Here is a 21,598-nt window from a genome sequence, read left to right on the forward strand (position 1 = left end):
TGCACCTTCTTATCGTTTTTTGCTAATTAGCCGCAGACACCGCAGCGATGGCAACCGTCAAAACACGGTATCGTCGGCTTCTGCGCATCGGCTTTTTCCAATTCTTCATAGAGATATTCCCGCGTAAAGCCCATGTCAAGCTGCTCCCACGGAAAGAGCTCCGCTTCGTCCCGTTCCCGGTACAGGTACTCGTCCATGGACAGGCCGCATTCCTTTAACGCGCGCTTAAACGCCTTGCTCCCGCCGAGCTCATGCGCGAGCAGCAACGCATCGGCAACACGACGGTCGCCGCGGGCCAGTACGCCCTGCACATAGGCCTCTTTGGGCGACTCGACGTTGACGATGATATTTTTACGCTTGCGCAGGCTCTGCATCATGTGTTTAAACGCCTGCTCGACGTATTTGCGGTCAGCCATCGGCTTCCACTGGAACGGCGTAAAGGGCTTGGGAATAAACGGATTGACCGAAAGCGTCAGCGTTCCCTTGGCCCCCTTTTCCTCCATGTAATCCTTGAGCCGGTTGGCCAAATCGATAATCGCCTCAATATCCTCTTCCTGCTCAAACGGCAGACCGATCATGATGTAGAGGCGGAAATTGCGGATGCCGGCATCAATTCCCATCTCCATCGCGTTGAAGAGATGTTCTTCCTCGATGCCCTTGTTGATAACTGCCCGCATGCGGCGGCTTCCGGCTTCCGGCGCCATCGTGAGCGTTTTGAGCCCGCTTTGCGCCAGCGAATCCACGAGGTCCTGCGTAACCGAATCGGCACGGAACGACGCCACCGACATCGAAAGGCCTTCGCCGAGGATTTCCTTGCAGAGATCATTGATTTCCGGATAATCGGAAATTGCCGCGCCCATGAGACCAATGCGCTTATTGTATTGCAAGGCTTCCTTTACCTCACGCGTGATGACGCCCAACGAGCGGTTGCGCGGCCGGCGGAAACAATACCCCGCCATGCAAAACCGGCAGTGACGCCCGCAGCCGCGCGCCGTCTCGATGAGGTAGAAGTTAAACTCCGTATTATCCGTGATGACTACCGTATGAGCTGGATGTGCATCCAAATCCTGCACCCATTGGCGCGTGACTTTCGCAGGCGCCCCATCCAGCGGCTCAATGGCGGCAAGCCTCCCCTTGTCATCGTAGCGGTGCTCGTAGAGCGCTGGGACATAAACGCCTGGGACATTAGCAATAAAGCGCAGCATATCCGCCCGGGACATGCCCTGCCGCTTTGCCTCATTCCAGGCATCCATCAGCGCCGGCATGACGACTTCACCCTCGCCGATGATAAAGGCATCGATAACGCCAGCTAGCGGCTCGGGATTAAACGTCGCACAGGGGCCGCCCGCTATGACGAGCGGGTCCCGCTCCCCGCGGTCTGCCGCCTTGACTTTGACTTTGCCCAGTTCAAGCATTTGCAGGACGTTAAAATAATCCATCTCAAACGACAGGACAAAGCCAATCACGGAAAACTCGTAGAGCGGCGTCTGATTTTCAATGCTCATCAGCGGGGTCCGCGTGTTCTCGTAACGCTTGATTTCCTTGCGCTCGGGCAAAAACACGCGCTCGCAGGCCACATCATCGCGCATATTTAACAGCTCATAAATGATGTGTAAGCCAAGATTGGACATCCCCACAAAATACGAATTGGGATACACCAGCGCGAACGGAGTCCGCGTTCCCATCGGATACCGATAATAACCGCGTTCTCCTGCCAACAGTTCCTTTAATTCCCGCTTGAGTTCAAAATCCAACTACGCCTATCCTCCCAGTCTTATTTCTGTTCTTCCGTCTTGTGGGCCTGGAGCTTGTTTAACTCCTCGACAAAGCTCGTGATATCGGCAAACTTGCGGTATACCGAGGCAAAGCGGATATAGGCGACTTCATCAAAATCTTTTAGCCGTTCCATAACCAGTTCGCCAATCTTGGCGGATTCTACCTCCTGCTCCATGGTATTGCGCACATCGCGCTCAACATCGTTGACCAATGCCACAATGCGCTCCATGGATATATCCCGCTTATCACACGAGCGGATTACGCCGTTCAGGATTTTATCGCGTTTAAATACTTCCCGGCGGCCGTCATTCTTGACGACCATCAATGGCAGTTTCTCAACGACCTCATAGGTCGTGAAGCGCTTGCCACAGCCATTGCACTCGCGGCGGCGGCGGATGGTTGCTCCATCCTCAGCCGCCCGCGAATCAATAACCCGGCTGTCTGCCTGTTTGCAATATGGACATTTCATCGCCGCACCCTCTTTTCTCTCGGTTTCTGTTTATTCGTACCGGCCGGTTTCCGGCCGCCATTTCGTTTCTGCTTGTGCGGGAAGCCCTTAGCCTCTCCCGCTTTTTTCTTGTTCTCTGCGCCCTCCGGCCGCACCAGGCATTTCCGGTCAAAGCCGATGAGATCTTCGCGATGCGCCAGGCGCAGTGCCTTGCGCACGATTGCCTGATTCTTCGGCAGCCAATACTGCATGAGCGAGCGCTGCATGAGCTTTTCTTCATACGACTTAGCCGTATAAACCTTCTCGCCAGTAAGCGGGTCAATGCCCGTATACCACATCGCCGTGGAAAGCGTTCCGGGCGTGGGGATGAAGTCCTGCACCTGCTGCGGATGATACCCCATATCGCGGATAAATTCCGCAAGCTCTATGGCATCCGAAAGCTCGGAACCCGGATGGCTCGACATGAAATACGGCACGAGATACTGCTTGAGACCCAATCGTTCGTTCATCTTGCGGAAGTGCTCGGCAAAGGCCTGATAAACCTTGCGGTTGGATTTTCCCATCATGCGCGTCACGCGGTCGGAGACATGTTCCGGCGCAATCTTTAACTGCCCGCTGATGTGATACTTGCAGAGTTCTTCCAAGAAATCGTCCTTGGCCAGCATCAGGTAGTCAAAGCGCACGCCCGAACGAATAAAGACCTTCTTGACGCCCGGCAGCTGGCGAAGCTCCCGCAAGAGCTTGATGTAGTCGCTGTGGTCAACGACGAGGTTTTTGCACGGAATTGGCGACAGGCAAGGCTTGCCGCGGCAGGTGCCGCGCGCTAACTGGCCGTCGCAGCTCGTGCGGCGGAAGTTGGCCGTCGGGCCGCCGACATCGTGAATATAGCCTTTGAATCCCTTTTGCTGCGTGAGGATTTTTGCCTCACGGATTAGCGATTCGTGACTGCGCCGCTGGATTATGCGTCCCTCATGGGAGATAATCGCGCAGAAGTTGCAGCCGCCAAAGCAGCCGCGCTGGCTCACGAGGCTGAACTGAACCTCCTGGATCGCTGGAACGCCGCCATCCTTATCGTAGATAGGATGCCAGGTCCGCATGTACGGCAGGTCGTAAATCTCATCCATCTGCGCTTCGGTAAGGGGCCTGGCAGGAGGATTCTGCACGACGCACCATTCATCGTTCTGCTGGGCGAGTTTGCGCCCGCGAATCGGGTCCTGCTCAAGATATTCGAGTTTAAAGGCCTCGGCAAACTTCTTCTTGGAATGCGCGACCTCATCAAAGGACGGCAACGGCAGATGATCCCATACATAGTCCATATTCGGCACACGATAGCAGGTGCCCTGGACGTCCTGGATGTTCTCGACCGCCACACCCTGCTGAAGGTCCGCGGCAATTTCCAGCAAAGCCCGCTCGCCCATGCCAAAGATGAGCAAATCCGCCTGACTGTCGACGAGAATCGAGCGCCGCACCGAATTGCTCCAGTAATCGTAATGCGCGAGACGGCGAAGACTTGCCTCTATGCCTCCGATGATAATCGGCACATCATGATAGAGCTCGCGCAGGCGGTTGCAGTAAACGATTGTCGCCCGCTCAGGCCGAAAGCCAGCCTTGCCGCCGGGGGAATACGCATCCTGATGGCGTACCTTGCGCGACGCAGTGAACTTGTTGAGCAGCGAATCCATATTGCCCGCTGAGACAAGAAAACCCAGCCGGGGTTTTCCCAGGCGGTTAAAATCCCTGGTAGAATGCCAGTCCGGCTGGGGTATGATTCCTACTTTATAGCCGTGCTTTTCCAAAAGCCGGCAAAGAATGGCCGGTCCGAAGCTTGGATGGTCCACATACGCATCACCCGATACGAATATGAAATCCAGCTGCTCCCAGCCACGCGCTTCCATATCTTTTTTGCTGATTGGCAAAAATCCATTCATTATTTCTTGCTATCCTTCTTGCTCTGTTTTGCCGCAGAAGTCTCGCCATCCGGCGTGTAGATTTTTTCTGCCACCTGGCCCTTTTCGCCCATCTTGCCACTGTCTTTGCCGTTGATTTTGAGTTCTACCGCACCGGCGTTGCCAGCTGTGACAACGAGTTTCTCCTTGGCTTTCCAGGTTTCGGTCTTGCCCTTCTGCAGCGTTCCTTCATAGATGGTCTTGCCATCTGCTTTTACCTGCGTCCAGCAGGCATCGTTAAACTTGGCAACCACTTCGACGCCTCCGGTCTTTTTCGGTGCCTCCGCTTTCTTTTCCGGCTGCTCTGCCGCCGGTGCCTTGGCCTGCTGCGACGATGTCTGTGCCGGTGCCGGGCTCTTAGCCGCCGGTTTGCTATCCGAACCTAACAGGAAGAAGCCGGCAACTGCCACAATCAGAACAACCGCAACAATCAGCAGCATATTCTGGTTCTTATGCGATTTTTCAACGCGCTCGCGGAAATCATCGCCCGTCGAAAACGACTGTGCTTTCGCGGCTGTCTTGACTGGCTCCTGCGCAGCTTTTTGTGCAGCAGCAGCTTCTGCTTCTTCTTGAGCGGCCACCTTTTCCGGATGATTCTCTTCCATATAGCGCTTTACCATGGCATCGGCATCCATCTTGAGGAAGTTGGCATAGTTGCGGATGAAGCCCTTCGTATAAACTTCCCCCGGAAGCTGTGAATAATCCCCCGCCTCAATCGACTCTATATATAACGCACGGATACTCGTGCCCTTCTCGATATCATTAATCGAAAGACCCTGTCTCTCACGTTCTGAACGAAGCAAATCTCCTAACATATTAAATCGTAAACCTCCCATATGGTCTTGATTTTCCGAATAATGCTTAAAACAAACACTACCTTTCTACATTATACATAATTCAATCATGCAATACAAATTTTTTTAAAATTCGCCTGTTATTTTGTCACAATGTAAAAACTCCCCCATTTCCGGGGGAGTCAACCGTGCTTCGTATTTTGTTTATTCCGCAGCCTGTTTCCGTATTGCCGCTACTGCCGTCTTTAACGCTTCGACAAAGCGCTGCAGCATGTCTTCGGTAGTAAAGCGGCCAAGCGTCACGCGAATAGCCGAGCCAGCCTTATCCGCATCCTGCCCCATGGCCGTGAGCACATGTGAAGGCGAAAGTGACCCTGCACTGCAGGCACTGCCAGCCGAGACGGCAAAGCCCGCCATGTCAAGGCGGATCAAAAGCGTATCCTGCGCGATTCCCGTCACACCAAAATTGACATTGCCGGGCAGGCGGTACTCTTCATCGCCATTGATCCAGCAGCCCGGAATCGTTTTGATTTCTGTCATCAGCCAGTCACGCAGTTCAGACAGGCGCTCCCATTCGGCGGTAAGTTCCGCCTGGGCAATTGCCGCCGCTTCCCCGAGACCGACGATCCCGGCCGTATTTTCCGTACCAGCCCGCATCTCGCGCTCCTGTCCGCCGCCATGAATCAGCGCATCGGGCAAAAAGCCGCGGCGAAGGTACAACGCGCCAATCCCCTTCGGGCCATATAGCTTATGTCCCGACAGCGACAGCGCATCGACGTGAAGCTCCTCGACTGAAAGGGGAATATGCCCCGCAGCCTGCACCGCATCGGTATGAAAAAAAATCTGCCGCGCCCGAAGCATCGAGCCGATTTCCGCAATCGGTTCGATGGTGCCGACCTCATTATTGGCCGTCATGATGCTGACGAGAATCGTATCGTCGCGCAAAGCCGCCTCAACCGTTTCCGGCTTGACGCGGCCGAGTTCATCAACGGGCAGATAGGTAACGGCAAAGCCCTGCTGCTCGAGCCAGGAACAGGTATTGAGCACCGCATGGTGTTCCACCTGGCTCGTGATGATGTGACTGCCCTTGCCAGCGCGGCGAAGCGCCAGCGCCATGCCCTTGATCACCCAGTTATCGCTTTCACTGCCGCCACTCGTGAAAAATATTTCCGCTGGCTCCGCATGCAAAAGCGACGCGACCTGGCTTCTTGCTTTGGCCACCGCCGCTCTGGCAAGGCGGCCAAAGGAATACACACTCGACGGATTGCCAAACTGTGCGGAAAAATACGGCAGCATGACTTTAAGGACGCGTTCGTCAACGGGCGTAGTCGCAGCATAATCCAAATAGACCGGTCTCATCGTGCACACCCCACATGCTCGCTGCCCTTGTCGTTATCCATAAGCGTCTGGAGCGTGATGCCGCCGAGTACCTCGCTGATGCTGTCGCAGACCTTCTCCCAGATACCGCGCGTCACACAGGCGCAGGCGCGTTCACAAGGCTGGTCCTTGGCGCCAGCTTCGGCGAGCAGGCAGTCGACAACGGCAATCGGCCCTTCAACTGTCGTGATGATTTCGCCAATCGTTATTTCCTTTGGCTCACGCGCAAGCATATAGCCGCCCTGCGCCCCACGAATGCTCTTGACAAGGCCAGCCCGCCGAAGCGGCAGCATCAGCTGCTCGAGATAATTCTCCGATAAGCCCTGCCCCTGCGCAATATTTTTTAGCGGCAGCGGTCCCGTGCCATAATGAAGTGCCAGCTCATAAAGAGCCGTCACACTATATCGTCCCTTAGTTGAAATCTTCATGGTTCACCTCATCTGCTCCCAAGGGATTCTTGGAATCCCGAGCAGTTTTGTCAGATTTATATGAAACCAATATAACAGAAAGCCCTGCGTCTGTCAAAAACGTTCGGGCCAGCAGCGATGCAGATATTCGCCGAGGCGTTTTTCCGCCCCATTGGCCGTCGGTTCATAGTAATGCGCCCCGGCCAATTCCTTGGGCAAATACTGCTGCTTGGTGAAATGGTCCGGATAGCTGTGCGGATAAACATACTCCGTGCCGTGTCCGAGTTTGGCCGCGCCTTTGTAATGGGCATCGCGCAAATGCATCGGCACCGCGCCACAGTTTTTGCTGCGCACATCCTGCAGGGCCGCATCGATACCCATATACGCCGCGTTGCTTTTCGGTGCCGACGCGATATAGGTAACCGCCTGACCGAGGACAATCCGCGCCTCCGGCATGCCGATAAACTGCACAGCCTGCGCCGCGTTCATCGCGACGACGAGCGCCATCGGGTCGGCGTTGCCGACGTCCTCAGCGGCACAGATGACGACGCGCCGGGCGATGAACTTGACATCTTCACCTGCGGCCAACATGCGCGCGAGATAGTGAAGCGCCGCATCGGGGTCACTGCCGCGCATGCTCTTGATAAACGCCGACACCGTATCGTAATGGTTGTCGCCTTTTTTGTCGTAACGCTGCACGCGCTGGCCGAGAATTTCCTGTACCATCTCGATGGTAATCGTGCCACCGTTTGGCGGCAGCATCGATGCTGCGCCTTCGAGAATGTTGAGCGCCATGCGCGCATCGCCGCCGGCGAGCTGGGCAATGCCGAGCAGAACATCATCAGCCACCGCAAGCGACTGTCCGCCAAGGCCGCGCTCAACATCGGACAGCGCCTGCCGCAAAATCTTCACGAGCTGACCATCGCTTAACTGATAGAGCCGCACGATGCGCACACGCGAGAGCAGGGCATGATTGACTTCAAAAAACGGATTTTCCGTCGTCGCACCGATTAAAATCAAACGGCCATCTTCGACATAAGGCAGCAAGACATCCTGCTGGCTTTTGTTGAAGCGATGAATCTCGTCGATGAATACGATGGTTCGCTTTTGATAATACTTCCGCTGCTCATCGGCTTCCTTGACGATGGCACGGATATCCTGAATGCCCGAGGCAACGGCATTTAACTTGCGAAACACACTGCCCGTCATACCCGCAATCATCTGCGCGAGCGTCGTCTTGCCCGTGCCCGGCGGCCCGTAGAAAATCATCGACGAAATCTGGTCGCGTTCAATCATCTGCCGCAGAAACCTTCCTGAACCGACTGCTTCCTGCTGGCCGATGAACTCCTGGAAGTTGCGCGGCCGCATGCGCTGCGCTAGCGGTTCAAAAGCCCGTGCCGCTCCGCCTGCTGACAAGTCAATATTTGACCGGTCATTTGACATGTCATTTTTTGACTGGTCAACCGGCATCGCAAACAAATCCATGCCTTCGTCTGCCATCATCCTCACGCCTTTCCTGTCGAACCAAAACCACCCTGACGGCGGGCACCTTCCCCCGCCACATCGTCATCGGCCGTCAAATACTTCTGGAAGATTCCCTGCGCAATGCGCTCGCCCTTTTGGATAGCCACGGGCTTCGTGCCGCGATTCCAAAAGGCGATAAAGATATGACCTTCGTTGTCTTCGTTGTTGTAGTAGTCCGAATCCACGACACCCACACTATTCATAAGCACCAGCTGCTGTTTGATGGCCATGCTCGAACGAATGTGAATCATCAGCACTTCATCGGACTGCATATACGCCTTGACGCCGGTCGGCACCATCGTGAGCTCCCCTGGCTTTACGATGGCATCTTCGCCCGCCTCGATATCATAGCCAGCACTCGACGCGGTCTTGCGCTCTGGCAGATGGATGCCTTTATCCTGCCAATCCGATACACATTCAAACCCTCTTACCTTCATTTTTTATCCTTTCTTCTGTATGCTTTTCAGACACGAAAAAGGACCTCCCGCAAGGAAGGCCCTCCTATTATCTTCCTTATTCTTCGCCTTCGCGTTTTTCAACGCCAAACACGCCACTTACCGGGCGCGCCGGCGTAATGGTGGAAATCGCATGTTTATAAACCATCTGCTGTTTCCCCGATACGTCAAGCACCACCGTGAAATTATCAAACCCCTTGACATTTCCCTTGATCTGAAAGCCATTGACGAGGTGAATCGTTACCGCAACGTTTTCCTTGCGTACCTGATTCAAAAAACTATCTTGCAGATTGATTGTTGGTTTTGCTGGCATATTAATCCCTCCATTATGGTTCTCTCTAAATAAAGTTCTACGCCTTTGCCAAAAATCCTGCTATATCCTGCAAAACATCGTTAAGCAGTTCTGCCTCCGTCCGCTTATCCGCCTCATACCAATGGATATAGGGCATCTTCCGGTACCAGGTCAGCTGGCGCTTAGCGAAATGACGCGTGGATTTTTGAATGAGTTCCACGGCCTCCTCCCGGGACATCTCACCCGCCAGATACGCGGCGGTCTCCTTGTAGCCGATGCCCTTCATCGCCTGCTCCTCGCGGGTTATGCCCGCCGCCAGAAGCCCCTTGACTTCCGCCTCGAGGCCAGCTTCAAACATCAGCTCCACGCGACGGTTGATGCGGTCATAGAGCGCCTGCCGGTCACGCGTAAGACCGATTACCTGCACATCATAACAAAGCTGTCCATCCGCGGCGTCCTTGCGCTGCGAAATCATTTCGTTGCCAAAATGCGCCACTTCGAGCGCACGGACGATGCGGCGGAAGTCATTGGGATGAAGCCGTGCCGCCGCCTCGGGGTTCACGGCTTCGAGCATCTTATGAACGTATTCATGCCCCTTCTCTTCGCCAAGCTTTTGCAGTTCCTGCCGATAGTCGTCATGCCCGGTCGTTTCGTTAAACGCATAGCCTTCGAGCAGGGCCTTGACATAGAGTCCTGTACCACCGGCAAGGATGGGAATTTTCCCGCGTACATTCAGTTCATGAATAATCGGCCGCGCCTGTTCGACAAAATCCGTGACATTAAATTTCTCATCAGGCGGCAGAATATCCACCAGATGATGCACAATGCCCTGACGTTCCGCCAGGCTCGGCTTGGCCGCCCCGATATCGAAGCCGCGGTAGACGAGCATCGAGTCCCCCGAGATGATTTCCGTATCCAGTTGTTTGGCTAGCTCAATCGAAAGCGCCGTCTTGCCCACAGCCGTGGGCCCTAGAATAACCAGTAACTTTTCTTTTGCCATTAAAGCTCAATCTCACTGCCGGGGTCGACCACATGAACCTGTGCCCGTGACATCGCCTCGGTAATCTCTGCATAATGTTTGACATCCTGGTTGATAATCGGCCAGGTGTTGTAATGAACCGGAATCACATGGCGGGCATTGAGCCACTGCGCCGCCAGCGCCGCATCTTCAAGCCCCATCGTGTAGTTGTCGCCAATCGGCAGGATTGCATAATCGAGCTCATCTTTGCGGCCGATAATCTGCATATCGCCAAAGAGTGCCGTATCGCCGGCAAAATAAATCTGCAAACCGCCCATATAGATGACAAAGCCGCAGGCAATGCCGCCCGGCACGCCCGAACTATGCTTGGCCATCGTCATGCGGACCTTGCCAAAGGGCAGATGAATCGAACCGCCCAAATTCATCGGATGCTGTTTAAGTCCCGGCACCCGCGCCTCGCATACGCCCAGCACCTCCGGCGTGCTGACAAGTTCTGCCCCGGTGCGGCCGGCAATCTCCGGCGCATCGCCCAAATGGTCGCCATGGGCGTGAGAAATCAAAATAAAATCGCACTCCACCTCTTCCATTTTGATGGTGGCCTTCGGATTTCCCGTCAAGAACGGATCAACCAGCACTTTGTACTGTCCATCATCTAACAAGAAACAGGAATGTCCATAATACTTGAACTTTACCATAATGTATCAGTCCCCTTTTGGTTGCTCCTTAAAATTTTACGTGCTATGCTATACACGATAAACCTATTATAACATACTTATCCAATCCAAACTATTATCGAGGTATTCTCATGGAATTTCCACAACTATCGCTATCCTACTCTTCGTATACAGAAAAAGCGAACCCGTGGCTGCTTATCACCGGCGGCCGTCCGCCAAAGACGTCATGGCTAAATGCGCTTCAAGGCTATGACGCCTGCTGGGCCGCCGACCACGGCATCGACGCCTGCCAGCAGGCAGGCATCCGCCCGGATGTACTGCTCGGCGACGGTGACAGCGCCAGCACCAAGGCCTGGAGCTGGGCCGAACAAAATGGCATAACCATCCAAAAATATCCCGTCGCCAAAGACTACACCGACACGCAGCTGGCCCTGCAACTGATGGAGGAAGCCGGCGCTCCGGCCATCATCCTCACGGGTGCCTTTGGCGGCCGCTTCGACCACGCCTACAGCACCATGTTCAGCTGCGCCAGCCTCAGCGTCCCCTGCGCGCTGATTGATGAAACCGAGGCGCTCTTTTACGCCCAGGCGGACCAGTCCATAAATTTGACTTGTCAATCCGTCCCCAAGGCCATCTCCCTGCTGCCATTCACCGAAAACTGCTCGGGCGTAACCATCAACAACGTCCGCTGGCCTTTGACCGGCGCCACCTTAACGCAAAAATCTCCCAACGCAGTGAGCAACGAGTTGTTGACTGGTCAAACTGACTTGTCAATCTGCGTAAAATCCGGCATACTCGGCGTATACTGCTATTGGGAGACACCTTAAAACTTCCGCTGTCTTACGGCTTCATACAAAACGACCGCCGCGGAAACGCCTACATTGAGGGATTCCGCTTCCCCATACATCGGAATATAGGTTTTTACCGCCGCTTGGAGAAGTTCTGCGGATACGCCATTGCCCTCGTTGCCAAAGACAATCGCACAACCCTGCCGGAAATCCTGTTCAAAATGCGGCTTGGCCGACGCGTCAAGCGCTGTGGCATAAATGGTCAAATTTTGACTTGTCAAAAACGCCTGCAGGTCCTCGGCCGAAACATCGGGGCAAACCGGCAAATGAAACAGGCTCCCCATCGTCGAGCGCACGGTCTTGTCGCTAAATACATCCACCGAGCCCTTGAGCAGGATTACGCCATTGGCACCAACAGCATCGGCCGTGCGGATAATCGTGCCCGCATTGCCCGGGTCCTGCACACCATCGAGAACTACATAGATTGGATTTTCTGCCGCCGCAAGCTCTGCAAAGCGGCTTTTCTTTTGCTCTGCAACGACCAGAATCCCCTGGGGCGTATCCGTTGCACTGGCCTTCTGATAAACCGGAGCCGGCACCTCATATAGCGTTACGCCTTGCTCGGCAAGCTTTGCACAGAGTTCTTTTCCGCGGGCCTGTGCCAAGAGTTCCGGCGTGTAAAAGCCATAGCGGACAGCCCAGCCGGATGCAGCCACCATTTCCACCAGCCGGATGCCCTCGGCGATAAACAAGCCTTCTTTGTCGCGGTGTTTGCGGCTGTGCAGGCTGGCGGCAAGTTTTACCTTCTTATTGGCAGAACTGTCGATTCTCTCTACCATACTATCCTCCGAATACAAGAAAAGGGCTGACAGAACCAACGGTTCCATCAACCCTGCATCTTTCATGCAAACCTATTAATTACAGGTTCTCTTTAGCAACAGCAACGAGCTGAGCGAATGCCTGTGCATCGGATACAGCCAGGTCAGCCAGCATCTTGCGGTTAACCTCAACGCCAGCTTTCGTCAGGCCGCAGATCAGACGGCTGTAGGAAAGGCCGTTAACGCGTGCAGCAGCGTTGATACGAGCAATCCAGAGACGACGGAAATCGCCCTTCTTCGCACGACGGTCAGCGCGTGCGTAGTAGAGAGCCTTCATTACGGTCTCGTTAGCTTTTTTGAACTGTTTGCTCTTCGTACCTTTGTAACCCTTAGCGAGCTTCAGGATTTTCTTATGACGTCTATGTGCAGTCACGCCTACTTTTACTCTTGGCATGTTTTCATCCTCCTAATAATCGGTTTCGTATTCCAGTCAAATATCGCGATTAAGCGTACGGCATCATTCTCTTAACGCGGCCATAATCAGCAGCCGTGATAAGGGAAGCTTTACGCAGGTTGCGTTTACGTTTCGGAGATTTTTTCTCCAGGATATGGCTCTTGAAAGCCTTGTTACGTTTGAATTCACCACTACCCGTTACGGTAAAGCGTTTTGCAGCAGCTCTGCGAGTTTTAATCTTTGGCATTACTGTTTTCCTCCTTAGACTGAGTCTCTTTCGACTTCTTTGGTTTCGATGCCTTCTGCACTTTCGGTGCAACGATCATCGTCATATTTTTTCCTTCAAGTTTGGCATTGCGCTCAATCGAGACGCTGTCGCCCAGCCTTTCAGCTACGCGGCCCAATACCTCTTTGCCGAGTTCCGGATGAGAAAGCTCTCGTCCGCGGAACATGATAGTCACCTTGACTTTATTTCCTTCTTCGACAAAGCGAAGAGCATTCTTCAACTTGACGTCAAAATCGTGTTGTTCAATGTTCGGGCGAAGTTTAACTTCCTTGATGCTAATGACTTTCTGTTTCTTCTTAGCCTCTTTCTCCCGTTTCTGCTGTTCGTATCTATACTTTCCAAAATCCATGATACGGCAGACCGGCGGTTTTGCCTTCGGAGCTACCTCGACGAGGTCAAGATGCTGCTCCTCCGCCATGCGAAGCGCCTCACGCGTCGGCATGATGCCGAGCTGCTCACCAGTTGCACTGGTCACGCGTACTTCGCGGATATGAATTTCTTCATTGATGCGTAACGAATCTCTGCTAATAGTAGAACACCTCCTGATGTTTCATTTATAAACAAGAAAGAGGCGGCACAAAGCCACCTCTAAAAAACTCATGCTATAAACCCGTCTGACCTATGCCAGCAGGTGAGAAGCGGTGGCTCCTTCTTGTTCACGACTCTGTTAGTTTACCATACCTGCGCATGGCTGTCAAATCTTTTTTCGCCGCCCGGTCTTTTAGGATTTCTGCAAGCGCCAGGCGGCGGCCGGACGATAAACCATCAAAAACAGGCTGACCTCCAGCGGGTAGCAAAAGATATTCTTGACGAGCCGCCCCATAAAGATAGCCGACGCGGCCTTATCGTAAAACAGCGTAAGCCAGAGAGTGTTCATGCCCAGATGAACGATGACCATGACCAGCAAAAACGGCAGCCAGGCATTCTTCCAGCCAACTGACTCTTTATTATGGAAGAAAAAGCCATAAATCCAGCCCGTCAGAAAATCCGACAGCATAAAGCCTGGAAAAAAAACGCCCAGCCCCAGCACTGCCGTGCCTAAAAAATTTGCCAAGGCACCAACCGCCCCCGCCCGCCAGGGACCGAACCAGGCACCGTACATCGCCAGCGGCAAGAAGCCAAAGGTGATATGGATAAACACCGTCTGGATGGAAAACACATAGGTGAGCAAAATGATAAAACTGATGCAAAGCGCACCGTAAATCATTGCCCGCACTCTGTCATGGGACATAAAAAGACCTCCTTCATGCAAAAACAAACGTTGTTGCACGATTGAGAGGTCTTAATCTCAGATGCAACAGCGGGATGCAGCCAATGTACCGCAAGTAAAAACTTTTCGTCCGGATGGCAACTCCCCGTCCATCTGGCACTTAACGCACATTCGCTTACTCTGTTACAGATATTTATCTGTATGCCCTCAATATAGCACAGGCACACTCTCCCGTCAAGGAATGATGGCGCGGCAATCTTAAAGGATAATTCCCAACCATTTCCAATACGTCGACGCCATGAGCAGGATGAGACTATACGCAATGAGCGTCAGCGGTATTCCCGTCTTGATAAACGTCTTGGCCTCAAAGGTTTCTGTGCCAAAGGCTACCATATTCTGTGGCGCATTGACGGGCAGAATAAAGCCAAAGCAGATCACATACTGCAGGATAAGCGTCATGCCTACCACATTGAGCTGGCTATGCTCCGCCGCTCCCTGCAGCACCGATATGACAATCGGAATCATGGCCGCCGCCAGTGCCGTAGCACTGGCAAAGCCAAGATGAATGACAATCAAAAACATCGCCAGTATCGCTACAATCATAAAGGCTGACGTATGGTAGAGGCCAAACACATCGACAATCACATGCGCAATCCAGGCCGCCGCCTTCGTTGAAAGCACCGCCGACCCGAGGCTTATGCCAACACCAAACAAGATAAGTGTCCCCCAGCCGATTTTTGCCTGCGCCTCTTTCCACGTCATGATTCCAATCCCCGGAAGCATCATGATGGTAATGGCCGCCATCGTCGTCGACGACGTATCAAAGTTATGCAATATCTTTTCGGTAGACCATAACAGGAGCAGGACCAGCGATACGCCTAACAGCTTCTTCTCACTTAACGACATTGGGCCAAGTTCTTTTAATTCGCGGACAACCGTTGCCTGACCGCCTTCGATTTCATCCATCTCTGGCGGCACCAATTTCAACAGCAGGAAGTAAAGCACCACGCTCATGATTGCCGCAAAAGGGGCCGCGGTAATAAACCAATCCATCCAGCTCACCGTTGTCCCAAGCTGCTTTTCGATAAAATCCAGCGCAATCATATTCTGCGCCGCAGCCGTCTTGATGCCGACATTCCAAATGCTGTCGGCCTGTGCAATCGCAATCATCATCACGGCTGAGAACCGGCTTTTGAGTGGCACACCGAAGGCCGAAATGATACCCATGACAATCGGCACCATGCACGAAACGCGCGCAGTGGTACTCGGCACAAAGAAGCTCAGAATAAAACCAACGAGGATAACGCCCGCCAAAACATTTTTCGTCTTGGCACCAATCTTCGACAGGATAAACAGCGCCAGCCGTTTATCAAGCCCCGTCTTCATCATGGCCGCCGAAATAAATAACGCCGCACCTACCAGCGCCAGTGCGGGGCTCGAAAAGCCCGACATCGCCATCTTCAGCGCCCCCGATGTGCCGAGCACTTTATCGGGATTCATCATATTCGGTGCCGTACCGAGCAAAAAGGCCATAAGCGAAATAATAATAGCTGCGGATACCGGATACGAAACCGTCTCAAACATCCAAATGACAACCGAAAACACCAGCACTGCGAGCATCCGATGCCCTGCCGTCGACAAATCCGGCGGTGTTGGCAACAGTAAAATAAACAACAACGTCAACAGTCCCAAAGGCAATCCTATCTTTTTCCGCAAATTACATCCTTCCTTTCAAAAAAGGGCACACCATGCCCGGGAAATTTCTTTCCCTGCATGACGTACCCCTTTGTACCTTTGCTATACTCTTTTCTTTATAGCTTCTATGTCGTTTTGTATATAATATAACAACCATTATATATTTGTCAATATTTTATTTGTAACATTGTAAACTAAAAATCCGATTCCGCCTCTATCAGAGAAACGAAATCGGATTGTATCTTCCGCATTATATTATTTTCTGGTTACGCTTACCCCGCGGATAGACGCCGGCAGCAAAGATGCCGCCGCCTCATCCACAATAACTGCCACATCACGGTGCAGCTGCAGGATGGATGCCGGTGCTTCCGGCGTCACATCACCGCAAACTGCTTTATAAACAGCCTTGGCTTTATTTTTGCCATTAGCCAGCAGGATAACATGCTCCGCCATCATGATTGTTTTAATTCCCATACTGATAGCATAGCGTGGCACCTCACTGGCGCTGGCAAAGAAACGGGAATTTGCCTGAATGGTTTCCTCATCGAGTTCTACCTTATGCGTGGTCGCAGCAAATTTCACATCTGGCTCGTTGAAGCCAATATGAGCATTTTGCCCAATTCCGAGCACCTGCAAATCAATACCGCCTTTGGCCGCGATAAGTTTTTCATAGCGTTCCCCTTCGGCTATCATATCTTCCGCCATCCCATTCGGCAAATATACATTTTCCGGACGAATGTTGATATGCTTGAAAAAATTCTCCTGCATAAAATAATGATAGCTTTGTGGATTATCGGGGCTCATGCCGATATATTCATCCAGGTTGAATGTCGTAACTTCGGAAAAATCCAGCCCCACCGTCTTATGGACTGCCGCCAGACGCTGGTACATAGAAACCGGCGTACTACCCGTAGCCAATCCCAAAACACTATCCGGTTTTAAATAAACCTGCCCAGCAACAATGTTTGCCGCTTCCAGCCCCATCTTTTCATAAGAATCCGTAATAATTATCCGCATATTACCACTCCGCTCCGTATAAGCCAGACCCATTTTCCTGCCTGACACCTTTTCTTCTATATCATATTTTACGCCCCCAAAACAGTATGTGCAAATAAAAGGCCTTACGATTTCTCATCATGACAATACCAATTCCTGCACTTCCCCTAACTCAATCCTGATGCGCCAAAAATCCTCCAAGGAACGCCCCTCGGCAAATATCCGGATGACTTTTAAAACGCCACCGTGACTTACTATCAGCATATCTTTTTGCTGCTCGATTGCCAGCTGCTGCCACTTTTGCCAGGCGGCTATGACACGCTCCGAAAACATGCGGAAACTTTCGCCCTGCGGATAGCAAAAGTTCTGCCAATCGTCGCAAAGGCGCTGGCAGGCTGCGGGGTCCTCATGCGCCAGCTCCTCATACCGGCACTTTTCCCAACGGCCAAAGTCAATTTCCTGAAAGTCCGGTTCAACCATAAATTCTCCGTCAAGCCCGGCCGTTTCACAAACGGCTGCTGCCGTATCAACGGCCCGCTGCAAGGGGCTTGTAAGCATTAGCAATTCCCGTTCCGGTTCTGCCGCCCGCAGTTCCTGGAGCCGCCTGCCCGCGCTCGCCGCCTGCCAGTGCCCCATTTCTGTCAAAGGACAATCGGTGCGCCCATAGTAACCGCCACACACATTGCCAGTGGCTTCGCCATGGCGCAATAAATACACCGTGCATTTTCGCTTCTCAAAGCCAGCCATGATATGCCCCCAGACAACAGAGCCCCAAAAAGATTATCTCGCTTAATTCATCCCCAGCACCAAGCGTATCGCCCGTCATGCCGCCCAATATGCCGGTAATGTAGTGGGTAAACAGCCGCTGCCAAACGGCCAAAAGCAAATAGGCCGCCAGCAGCCAAAGATTGGCCGTAAGTGCAAAGACCAGTAAGGCGCCAATTCCTACCGATACCAGCGCGCGCCCCCAGGTAATCTTGCCAATAAAGAGATTGCCAAGACCTTCCTTGCGCGCATACGAAGCGAGCATCAATAGCGGATTGCAGGCGCGCGCCGAAAGTGGCATCAATACGATGACTAACGGCAATAAATTCTCCGGCAGCAGCAACAGTCCATGATACCGTGCCAGGAACACCAATAGCAGGGCACAGGCCCCATTAGTTCCCAGGCGACTGTCCTTCATGATTTCCAGCATGCGTTCCCGCTTACGGCTTGAATAAATGCCATCACAAGTATCGGCTAATCCATCGAGATGAAACGCCCCGGTCAAAAAAAGATTAGCCCCCATGGCAAAAAACACGCCTGCCACCGGCCCGGCCATAACACTGCCGAGCATATACGCCAAGGCATTGATACCGCCAATAACCAGCCCCACCAGTGGCAGCCAAATAATGGCCCTGGACAGCATCCCCTCTTGAAAGGGGATCTGCCAGGGCAAAGGCAAGCGCGTAAAAAATTGTAACAGTAAGACGAACGAACGCAGACTACTCATTTTGCGGCACCACAACTTTCTGATAGTAATTCTTCCATTGTTTTCATGTTATAAACAGTATACAACATCGTCCGCAACATAGATAGTCCAAGGATTGCCCCGGTTCCTTCGCCGAGGCGCAAACCAGCCTGTATCGGCACCTCATCGGGATGGATTCCCGCCGCCTGCAGGGCGTATAGCATGCCAGGCTCCTGCGACATGTGGGAAGGAATCGCCATCGCACTGACCGCCGGTTCAATACGCGCCGCGCAGGCCAACGCTACGGCCGTAATAAAACCATCGAGCATGAACGGAATCTTCCGCTCATGGCAAGCCATCATCGCACCACATAAGGCCGCAATGTCAAAACCGCCCACACAGCGGATTATCCCCTGCGGTGCCTTCATCAGTGGTTCATAGCGCTTAACGGCCGCCGCAATAACCTCCCGCTTGCGCAAAACGACTTCTGGATGACCGGGATTGGCACCATAGCCCGTAATTTCTAAAAGGTTTGCCCCGGTAAGCACGTGCAGCACGGCCGTTGACGTGGTCGTATTGCCGATGCCCATTTCGCCAAAGGACAAGAGATTGCAGCCAGCAAGCTTAGCCCGCTGTACCATTTCAGCCCCCGCATCATACGCCTGCCAAAATTCCCGCTCAGTCATCGCCGGGCTTTCCAAAAAGTTTTTGGTACCAGGCGCCACCTTGCGGTCAAGGCCAACCGCTTCATCACAGTTTATGCCAACATCTACCACGGCATACGGAACGTCCTGTGCCTTACAAAAGCAGCTGATAGCCGCCCGCCCTTCGGTCATATTCCTGGCCTGCAGATAGGTGATGGCCTGTTCCTGACGGACGACACCTGCGGTAACCACACCGTTGTCGGCCGCAAAAATATAATGATACGGTTTTATCGTTTCATAAAGTTCCGGCCAGGCGCGGAACAGCTTTTGCACCTGCTTTTCCAAAAGCCCAAGGCTCCCCGGCGGAATCGCCATTCGCGCCGTCATACGCGCTGCTTTATCCATCATATCTTTAATTCCACCCCGCTTTTCTTTTCCCGCATAAGCACTTCGGTCAAATAAACGACCTGCGCCCCCGCCTCCAGCGGCGGAATGCCCTGCCGATAGATATTCGATACCACGGTCCGCTGGGATTCAGGCTTTTTGCTGCTGGCTTCATAAGCCATATAAACGCTCATGCTTTCACCGGTGGCCAGTCCCGGGCGCTCGCCAATCAACTGTATCGTAACCTTGGCCCCTAAGGCCTCACTTATCTTATCCATTGTTGCCACGCGGCTGTAGCGCACAAAAATCGGAGTCCCCACGCGATAGCCCTTCTCTTTGAATCCATCCATCATAATGACATAAATATCCTTGAGGTTCGCATTAATGGCAAAGCCGCTGAGCCCATCGGCAATCACCAGCTGTACATCGGGATTATGAATGCAGTCCCGCTTGATGGCTTCCATGGTCTCATCCGAAAATATCCGGCCCCGGTCGGGCCGCCGCACGTATTCTTCCTTATTCTGAACCAACGTCTGGACTTTATAAAAGCCCATTTCATCAATCAAGGTCTCATCGATGTCCGTCCAGACGGCATCCTGGGCAATCGCGTGATCCGCCCGGAACTTCAGCAGTGTTTCGGTCTTATACCGGTCCCCTGCGCGGCCGACGCCCAACCGGGCATTGGTCGTCTTCTTCAATCGCTTTATCATCGCGAGACTCTGCGGATGTTCAATGAGAACCCGCTCTTTCACTTCCGGCAACGATATATCCCTTACAAATCCGTCTGTCGCATTCATACTGCCATACCTCCTGAAAGCGTTTCATTCCCGGTGAAAAACAGTGACGGGTCGCCGGCCTTGGCCGTAAGATTCCCCGCTTCATCCAAAATCTCTAATTCCTGCATGCGGCGGGCAAATTCGTCAATCGGCTTTTTGCCCGTCAGGCGCCGCAGCGAGGCAACATCGTGGTAACTCGTCGTCTGATACATCAGCATCACATCGTCGCCGCCCGGAATGCCCATGATGTAGTTGCAGTCCGCCATCGCCAGCATCATCGCCAGATTTTCCAAATCGTTCTGGTCCGCCCGCATGTGATTGGTATAGCAGACATCGCAGCCCATCGGAATGCCCGTGAGTTTGCCCATAAAATGGTCCTCTAACCCTGCCCGTATCATCTGCCGGCCATCGTAGAGATACTCGGGCCCGATAAAGCCAACGACTGTATTGACGAGAAACGGATGATACCGCTTGGCAAACGCATAACAGCGGGCTTCCATGACGAGCTGATCCGCGCCATGATGTCCATCAGAAGAAAGTTCTGAGCCCTGCCCCGTCTCAAAATACATGAAATTCTCGCCCGCAGAATTTTTCTTCTCCCGCATGATGGCATACGCTTCATCCATCAGGGACACATTGATACCAAAGGCGCGGCTGGCCGTTTCTGACCCTGCAAGGCTTTGGAACATCAAATCCATCGGCGCCAGATTCTTTTCGAGCACCTTCATCTGCGTCGTGACGTGTGCCAGCACACAATTCTGCGTGGGAATCTGCCATTTCTGCATGAACGCATCAAACTCCCGCAGGATGCTGGCGACACTGTCGATGGTATCGACGGCTGGATTGAGGCCGATGACCGCATCCCCGACGCCGTAGCTGATGCCTTCCATGACCGAGGCCATAATGCCCGCCGGATTGTCCGTGGCATGATTGGGCTGCAGGCGCGAAGATAGCGTTCCAGGCCGGCCAATCGTCGTGTTGCAGGTCGCCTCAACCGGCAGCTTGCGGGCTGCATATACCAAATCCATATTGGACATGAGCTTCGTCACGCCTGCCACCATCTCAGCTGTAAGTCCCGGGCGGACAGCGCGGAGCTTCTCCGGCGGCTCGCGCAGCAAAAATTCGCGGAACTCTCCTACCGTATAGCCCTTTATCTGCTGGTAAACCGTATCGGACACAGCATCCTGGTCAGCCCGCGTGATATCATCTTCTTCATAGGAAACAACGGGATTTTCCCGCAAATCCTTCAGCGTCATATCGGCCAGAACGACTTTGGCCGCCACCCGTTCCACATTGCCGCTGGCCGCAATGCCAGCCAGCATGTCGCCGGATTTTTCTTCATTTGCCTTGGCCAGCACTTCTTTGACATCGTTAAAAGAATACGTCTGGCCAAAAAGATTCGTCTTTAGTTTCATCGCGATTGCC

General features: G+C 53.2%; 24 protein-coding genes and 1 riboswitch. Of the genes, 1 reads left to right on the forward strand and 23 read right to left on the reverse strand.

Annotated features, from left to right (window positions below):
- Window positions 1-26: 26 nt before the first annotated feature.
- From FZ040_RS03135 to FZ040_RS03185, 11 genes are all read right to left on the reverse strand, one after another.
- Window positions 27-1,754 (reverse strand): TIGR03960 family B12-binding radical SAM protein, encoded by a 1,728-nt coding sequence (locus tag FZ040_RS03135; protein WP_149170652.1) that lies wholly within the window; start codon window positions 1,752-1,754, stop codon window positions 27-29.
- Window positions 1,755-1,774: 20 nt separating this feature from the next.
- A complete protein-coding gene (nrdR, locus tag FZ040_RS03140; protein WP_149170653.1) occupies window positions 1,775-2,245 on the reverse strand; it encodes a transcriptional regulator NrdR in 471 nt (156 codons plus the stop codon).
- Window positions 2,242-4,152: a YgiQ family radical SAM protein gene (locus FZ040_RS03145; protein ID WP_149170654.1), complete on the reverse strand. Its 1,911-nt coding sequence runs from the start codon at window positions 4,150-4,152 to the stop codon at window positions 2,242-2,244. The genes nrdR and FZ040_RS03145 overlap by 4 nt, the downstream gene beginning before the upstream one ends.
- Window positions 4,152-4,985 (reverse strand): helix-turn-helix domain-containing protein, encoded by an 834-nt coding sequence (locus tag FZ040_RS03150; RefSeq protein WP_149170655.1) that lies wholly within the window; start codon window positions 4,983-4,985, stop codon window positions 4,152-4,154. The genes FZ040_RS03145 and FZ040_RS03150 overlap by 1 nt, the downstream gene beginning before the upstream one ends.
- Window positions 4,986-5,168: 183 nt before the next feature.
- A complete protein-coding gene (locus FZ040_RS03155) occupies window positions 5,169-6,323 on the reverse strand; it encodes a cysteine desulfurase family protein (protein WP_149170656.1) in 1,155 nt (384 codons plus the stop codon).
- Complete coding sequence (locus FZ040_RS03160; RefSeq protein ID WP_149170657.1) at window positions 6,320-6,769, reverse strand: RrF2 family transcriptional regulator; 450 nt, start codon at window positions 6,767-6,769, stop codon at window positions 6,320-6,322. Before FZ040_RS03160 ends, FZ040_RS03155 begins: the two co-directional genes overlap by 4 nt.
- A gap of 93 nt (window positions 6,770-6,862) precedes the next feature.
- Complete coding sequence (locus FZ040_RS03165; protein WP_149170777.1) at window positions 6,863-8,191, reverse strand: replication-associated recombination protein A; 1,329 nt, start codon at window positions 8,189-8,191, stop codon at window positions 6,863-6,865.
- 62 nt (window positions 8,192-8,253) lie between these two features.
- Entirely contained in the window at window positions 8,254-8,709 is a 456-nt protein-coding gene (gene dut / locus FZ040_RS03170; protein ID WP_149170658.1) for a dUTP diphosphatase, read from the reverse strand.
- A gap of 76 nt (window positions 8,710-8,785) precedes the next feature.
- Complete coding sequence (gene hfq, locus FZ040_RS03175) at window positions 8,786-9,040, reverse strand: RNA chaperone Hfq (protein ID WP_033169131.1); 255 nt, start codon at window positions 9,038-9,040, stop codon at window positions 8,786-8,788.
- 37 nt (window positions 9,041-9,077) lie between these two features.
- Window positions 9,078-10,019 (reverse strand): tRNA (adenosine(37)-N6)-dimethylallyltransferase MiaA, encoded by a 942-nt coding sequence (miaA, locus tag FZ040_RS03180; protein ID WP_149170659.1) that lies wholly within the window; start codon window positions 10,017-10,019, stop codon window positions 9,078-9,080.
- Window positions 10,019-10,693, reverse strand: a complete 675-nt coding sequence (locus tag FZ040_RS03185; RefSeq protein WP_149170660.1) for a metal-dependent hydrolase — start codon at window positions 10,691-10,693, stop codon at window positions 10,019-10,021. The genes miaA and FZ040_RS03185 overlap by 1 nt, the downstream gene beginning before the upstream one ends.
- A gap of 110 nt (window positions 10,694-10,803) precedes the next feature.
- On the opposite strand from FZ040_RS03185, the gene FZ040_RS14325 reads away from it, so the two are divergent.
- Window positions 10,804-11,499 (forward strand): thiamine diphosphokinase, encoded by a 696-nt coding sequence (locus tag FZ040_RS14325; protein ID WP_149170661.1) that lies wholly within the window; start codon window positions 10,804-10,806, stop codon window positions 11,497-11,499.
- On the opposite strand, the gene FZ040_RS03195 is transcribed toward FZ040_RS14325, so the two are convergent.
- From FZ040_RS03195 to FZ040_RS03250, 12 genes are all read right to left on the reverse strand, one after another.
- Complete coding sequence (locus FZ040_RS03195; protein WP_149170662.1) at window positions 11,496-12,299, reverse strand: TrmH family RNA methyltransferase; 804 nt, start codon at window positions 12,297-12,299, stop codon at window positions 11,496-11,498. The genes FZ040_RS14325 and FZ040_RS03195 overlap by 4 nt on opposite strands.
- Window positions 12,300-12,378: 79 nt before the next feature.
- Entirely contained in the window at window positions 12,379-12,732 is a 354-nt protein-coding gene (gene rplT, locus FZ040_RS03200; RefSeq protein WP_149170663.1) for a 50S ribosomal protein L20, read from the reverse strand.
- A gap of 49 nt (window positions 12,733-12,781) precedes the next feature.
- A complete protein-coding gene (gene rpmI, locus FZ040_RS03205; protein ID WP_033169125.1) occupies window positions 12,782-12,979 on the reverse strand; it encodes a 50S ribosomal protein L35 in 198 nt (65 codons plus the stop codon).
- Window positions 12,966-13,565 (reverse strand): translation initiation factor IF-3, encoded by a 600-nt coding sequence (gene infC / locus FZ040_RS03210; RefSeq protein WP_051635109.1) that lies wholly within the window; start codon window positions 13,563-13,565, stop codon window positions 12,966-12,968. The genes rpmI and infC overlap by 14 nt, the downstream gene beginning before the upstream one ends.
- A 174-nt stretch (window positions 13,566-13,739) precedes the next feature.
- The gene (locus FZ040_RS03215; protein ID WP_149170664.1) at window positions 13,740-14,249 is read right to left on the reverse strand and encodes a folate family ECF transporter S component; all 510 of its coding nucleotides are present in this window, start codon (window positions 14,247-14,249) and stop codon (window positions 13,740-13,742) included.
- A 65-nt stretch (window positions 14,250-14,314) separates the two neighbouring features.
- Window positions 14,315-14,413: riboswitch (THF riboswitch) on the reverse strand.
- 73 nt (window positions 14,414-14,486) lie between these two features.
- Window positions 14,487-15,944, reverse strand: a complete 1,458-nt coding sequence (locus FZ040_RS03220; RefSeq protein ID WP_149170665.1) for a DASS family sodium-coupled anion symporter — start codon at window positions 15,942-15,944, stop codon at window positions 14,487-14,489.
- A 234-nt stretch (window positions 15,945-16,178) separates the two neighbouring features.
- Complete coding sequence (gene nagB / locus FZ040_RS03225) at window positions 16,179-16,940, reverse strand: glucosamine-6-phosphate deaminase (RefSeq protein WP_149170666.1); 762 nt, start codon at window positions 16,938-16,940, stop codon at window positions 16,179-16,181.
- A 117-nt stretch (window positions 16,941-17,057) separates the two neighbouring features.
- Window positions 17,058-17,666, reverse strand: coding sequence for a histidine phosphatase family protein (locus FZ040_RS03230; RefSeq protein ID WP_149170667.1), 609 nt, complete (start codon window positions 17,664-17,666; stop codon window positions 17,058-17,060).
- Complete coding sequence (cobS, locus tag FZ040_RS03235) at window positions 17,653-18,411, reverse strand: adenosylcobinamide-GDP ribazoletransferase (protein ID WP_149170668.1); 759 nt, start codon at window positions 18,409-18,411, stop codon at window positions 17,653-17,655. Before cobS ends, FZ040_RS03230 begins: the two co-directional genes overlap by 14 nt.
- On the reverse strand, window positions 18,408-19,421 hold the full coding sequence (locus FZ040_RS03240; protein ID WP_255448711.1) for a nicotinate-nucleotide--dimethylbenzimidazole phosphoribosyltransferase: 1,014 nt from the start codon (window positions 19,419-19,421) through the stop codon (window positions 18,408-18,410). The genes cobS and FZ040_RS03240 overlap by 4 nt, the downstream gene beginning before the upstream one ends.
- On the reverse strand, window positions 19,418-20,194 hold the full coding sequence (gene eutC / locus FZ040_RS03245; RefSeq protein WP_149170669.1) for an ethanolamine ammonia-lyase subunit EutC: 777 nt from the start codon (window positions 20,192-20,194) through the stop codon (window positions 19,418-19,420). The genes FZ040_RS03240 and eutC overlap by 4 nt, the downstream gene beginning before the upstream one ends.
- Entirely contained in the window at window positions 20,191-21,588 is a 1,398-nt protein-coding gene (locus tag FZ040_RS03250) for an ethanolamine ammonia-lyase subunit EutB (protein WP_149170670.1), read from the reverse strand. The genes eutC and FZ040_RS03250 overlap by 4 nt, the downstream gene beginning before the upstream one ends.
- Window positions 21,589-21,598 lie beyond the last annotated feature (10 nt).

Source organism: Pseudoselenomonas ruminis (assembly GCF_008271295.1).
Taxonomy (GTDB): domain Bacteria; phylum Bacillota; class Negativicutes; order Selenomonadales; family Selenomonadaceae; genus Selenomonas_A; species Selenomonas_A ruminis.

Excerpts from the sequence above, each read along its gene's own strand:
- nrdR (WP_149170653.1), bottom strand. The coding sequence starts at position 2,245 with ATGAAATGTCCATATTGCAAACAGGCAGACAGCCGGGTTATTGATTCG.
- FZ040_RS03145 (WP_149170654.1), bottom strand. The coding sequence starts at position 4,152 with ATGAATGGATTTTTGCCAATCAGCAAAAAAGATATGGAAGCGCGTGGC.
- FZ040_RS03150 (WP_149170655.1), bottom strand. The coding sequence starts at position 4,985 with ATGTTAGGAGATTTGCTTCGTTCAGAACGTGAGAGACAGGGTCTTTCG.
- FZ040_RS03155 (WP_149170656.1), bottom strand. The coding sequence starts at position 6,323 with ATGAGACCGGTCTATTTGGATTATGCTGCGACTACGCCCGTTGACGAA.
- FZ040_RS03160 (WP_149170657.1), bottom strand. The coding sequence starts at position 6,769 with ATGAAGATTTCAACTAAGGGACGATATAGTGTGACGGCTCTTTATGAG.
- FZ040_RS03165 (WP_149170777.1), bottom strand. The coding sequence starts at position 8,191 with ATGTCAAATGACCGGTCAAATATTGACTTGTCAGCAGGCGGAGCGGCA.
- dut (WP_149170658.1), bottom strand. The coding sequence starts at position 8,709 with ATGAAGGTAAGAGGGTTTGAATGTGTATCGGATTGGCAGGATAAAGGC.
- hfq (WP_033169131.1), bottom strand. The coding sequence starts at position 9,040 with ATGCCAGCAAAACCAACAATCAATCTGCAAGATAGTTTTTTGAATCAG.
- miaA (WP_149170659.1), bottom strand. The coding sequence starts at position 10,019 with ATGGCAAAAGAAAAGTTACTGGTTATTCTAGGGCCCACGGCTGTGGGC.
- FZ040_RS03185 (WP_149170660.1), bottom strand. The coding sequence starts at position 10,693 with ATGGTAAAGTTCAAGTATTATGGACATTCCTGTTTCTTGTTAGATGAT.
- FZ040_RS14325 (WP_149170661.1), top strand. The coding sequence starts at position 10,804 with ATGGAATTTCCACAACTATCGCTATCCTACTCTTCGTATACAGAAAAA.
- FZ040_RS03195 (WP_149170662.1), bottom strand. The coding sequence starts at position 12,299 with ATGGTAGAGAGAATCGACAGTTCTGCCAATAAGAAGGTAAAACTTGCC.
- rplT (WP_149170663.1), bottom strand. The coding sequence starts at position 12,732 with ATGCCAAGAGTAAAAGTAGGCGTGACTGCACATAGACGTCATAAGAAA.
- rpmI (WP_033169125.1), bottom strand. The coding sequence starts at position 12,979 with ATGCCAAAGATTAAAACTCGCAGAGCTGCTGCAAAACGCTTTACCGTA.
- FZ040_RS03215 (WP_149170664.1), bottom strand. The coding sequence starts at position 14,249 with ATGTCCCATGACAGAGTGCGGGCAATGATTTACGGTGCGCTTTGCATC.
- nagB (WP_149170666.1), bottom strand. The coding sequence starts at position 16,940 with ATGCGGATAATTATTACGGATTCTTATGAAAAGATGGGGCTGGAAGCG.
- FZ040_RS03230 (WP_149170667.1), bottom strand. The coding sequence starts at position 17,666 with ATGGCTGGCTTTGAGAAGCGAAAATGCACGGTGTATTTATTGCGCCAT.
- cobS (WP_149170668.1), bottom strand. The coding sequence starts at position 18,411 with ATGAGTAGTCTGCGTTCGTTCGTCTTACTGTTACAATTTTTTACGCGC.
- FZ040_RS03240 (WP_255448711.1), bottom strand. The coding sequence starts at position 19,421 with ATGATGGATAAAGCAGCGCGTATGACGGCGCGAATGGCGATTCCGCCG.
- eutC (WP_149170669.1), bottom strand. The coding sequence starts at position 20,194 with ATGAATGCGACAGACGGATTTGTAAGGGATATATCGTTGCCGGAAGTG.
- FZ040_RS03250 (WP_149170670.1), bottom strand. The coding sequence starts at position 21,588 with ATGAAACTAAAGACGAATCTTTTTGGCCAGACGTATTCTTTTAACGAT.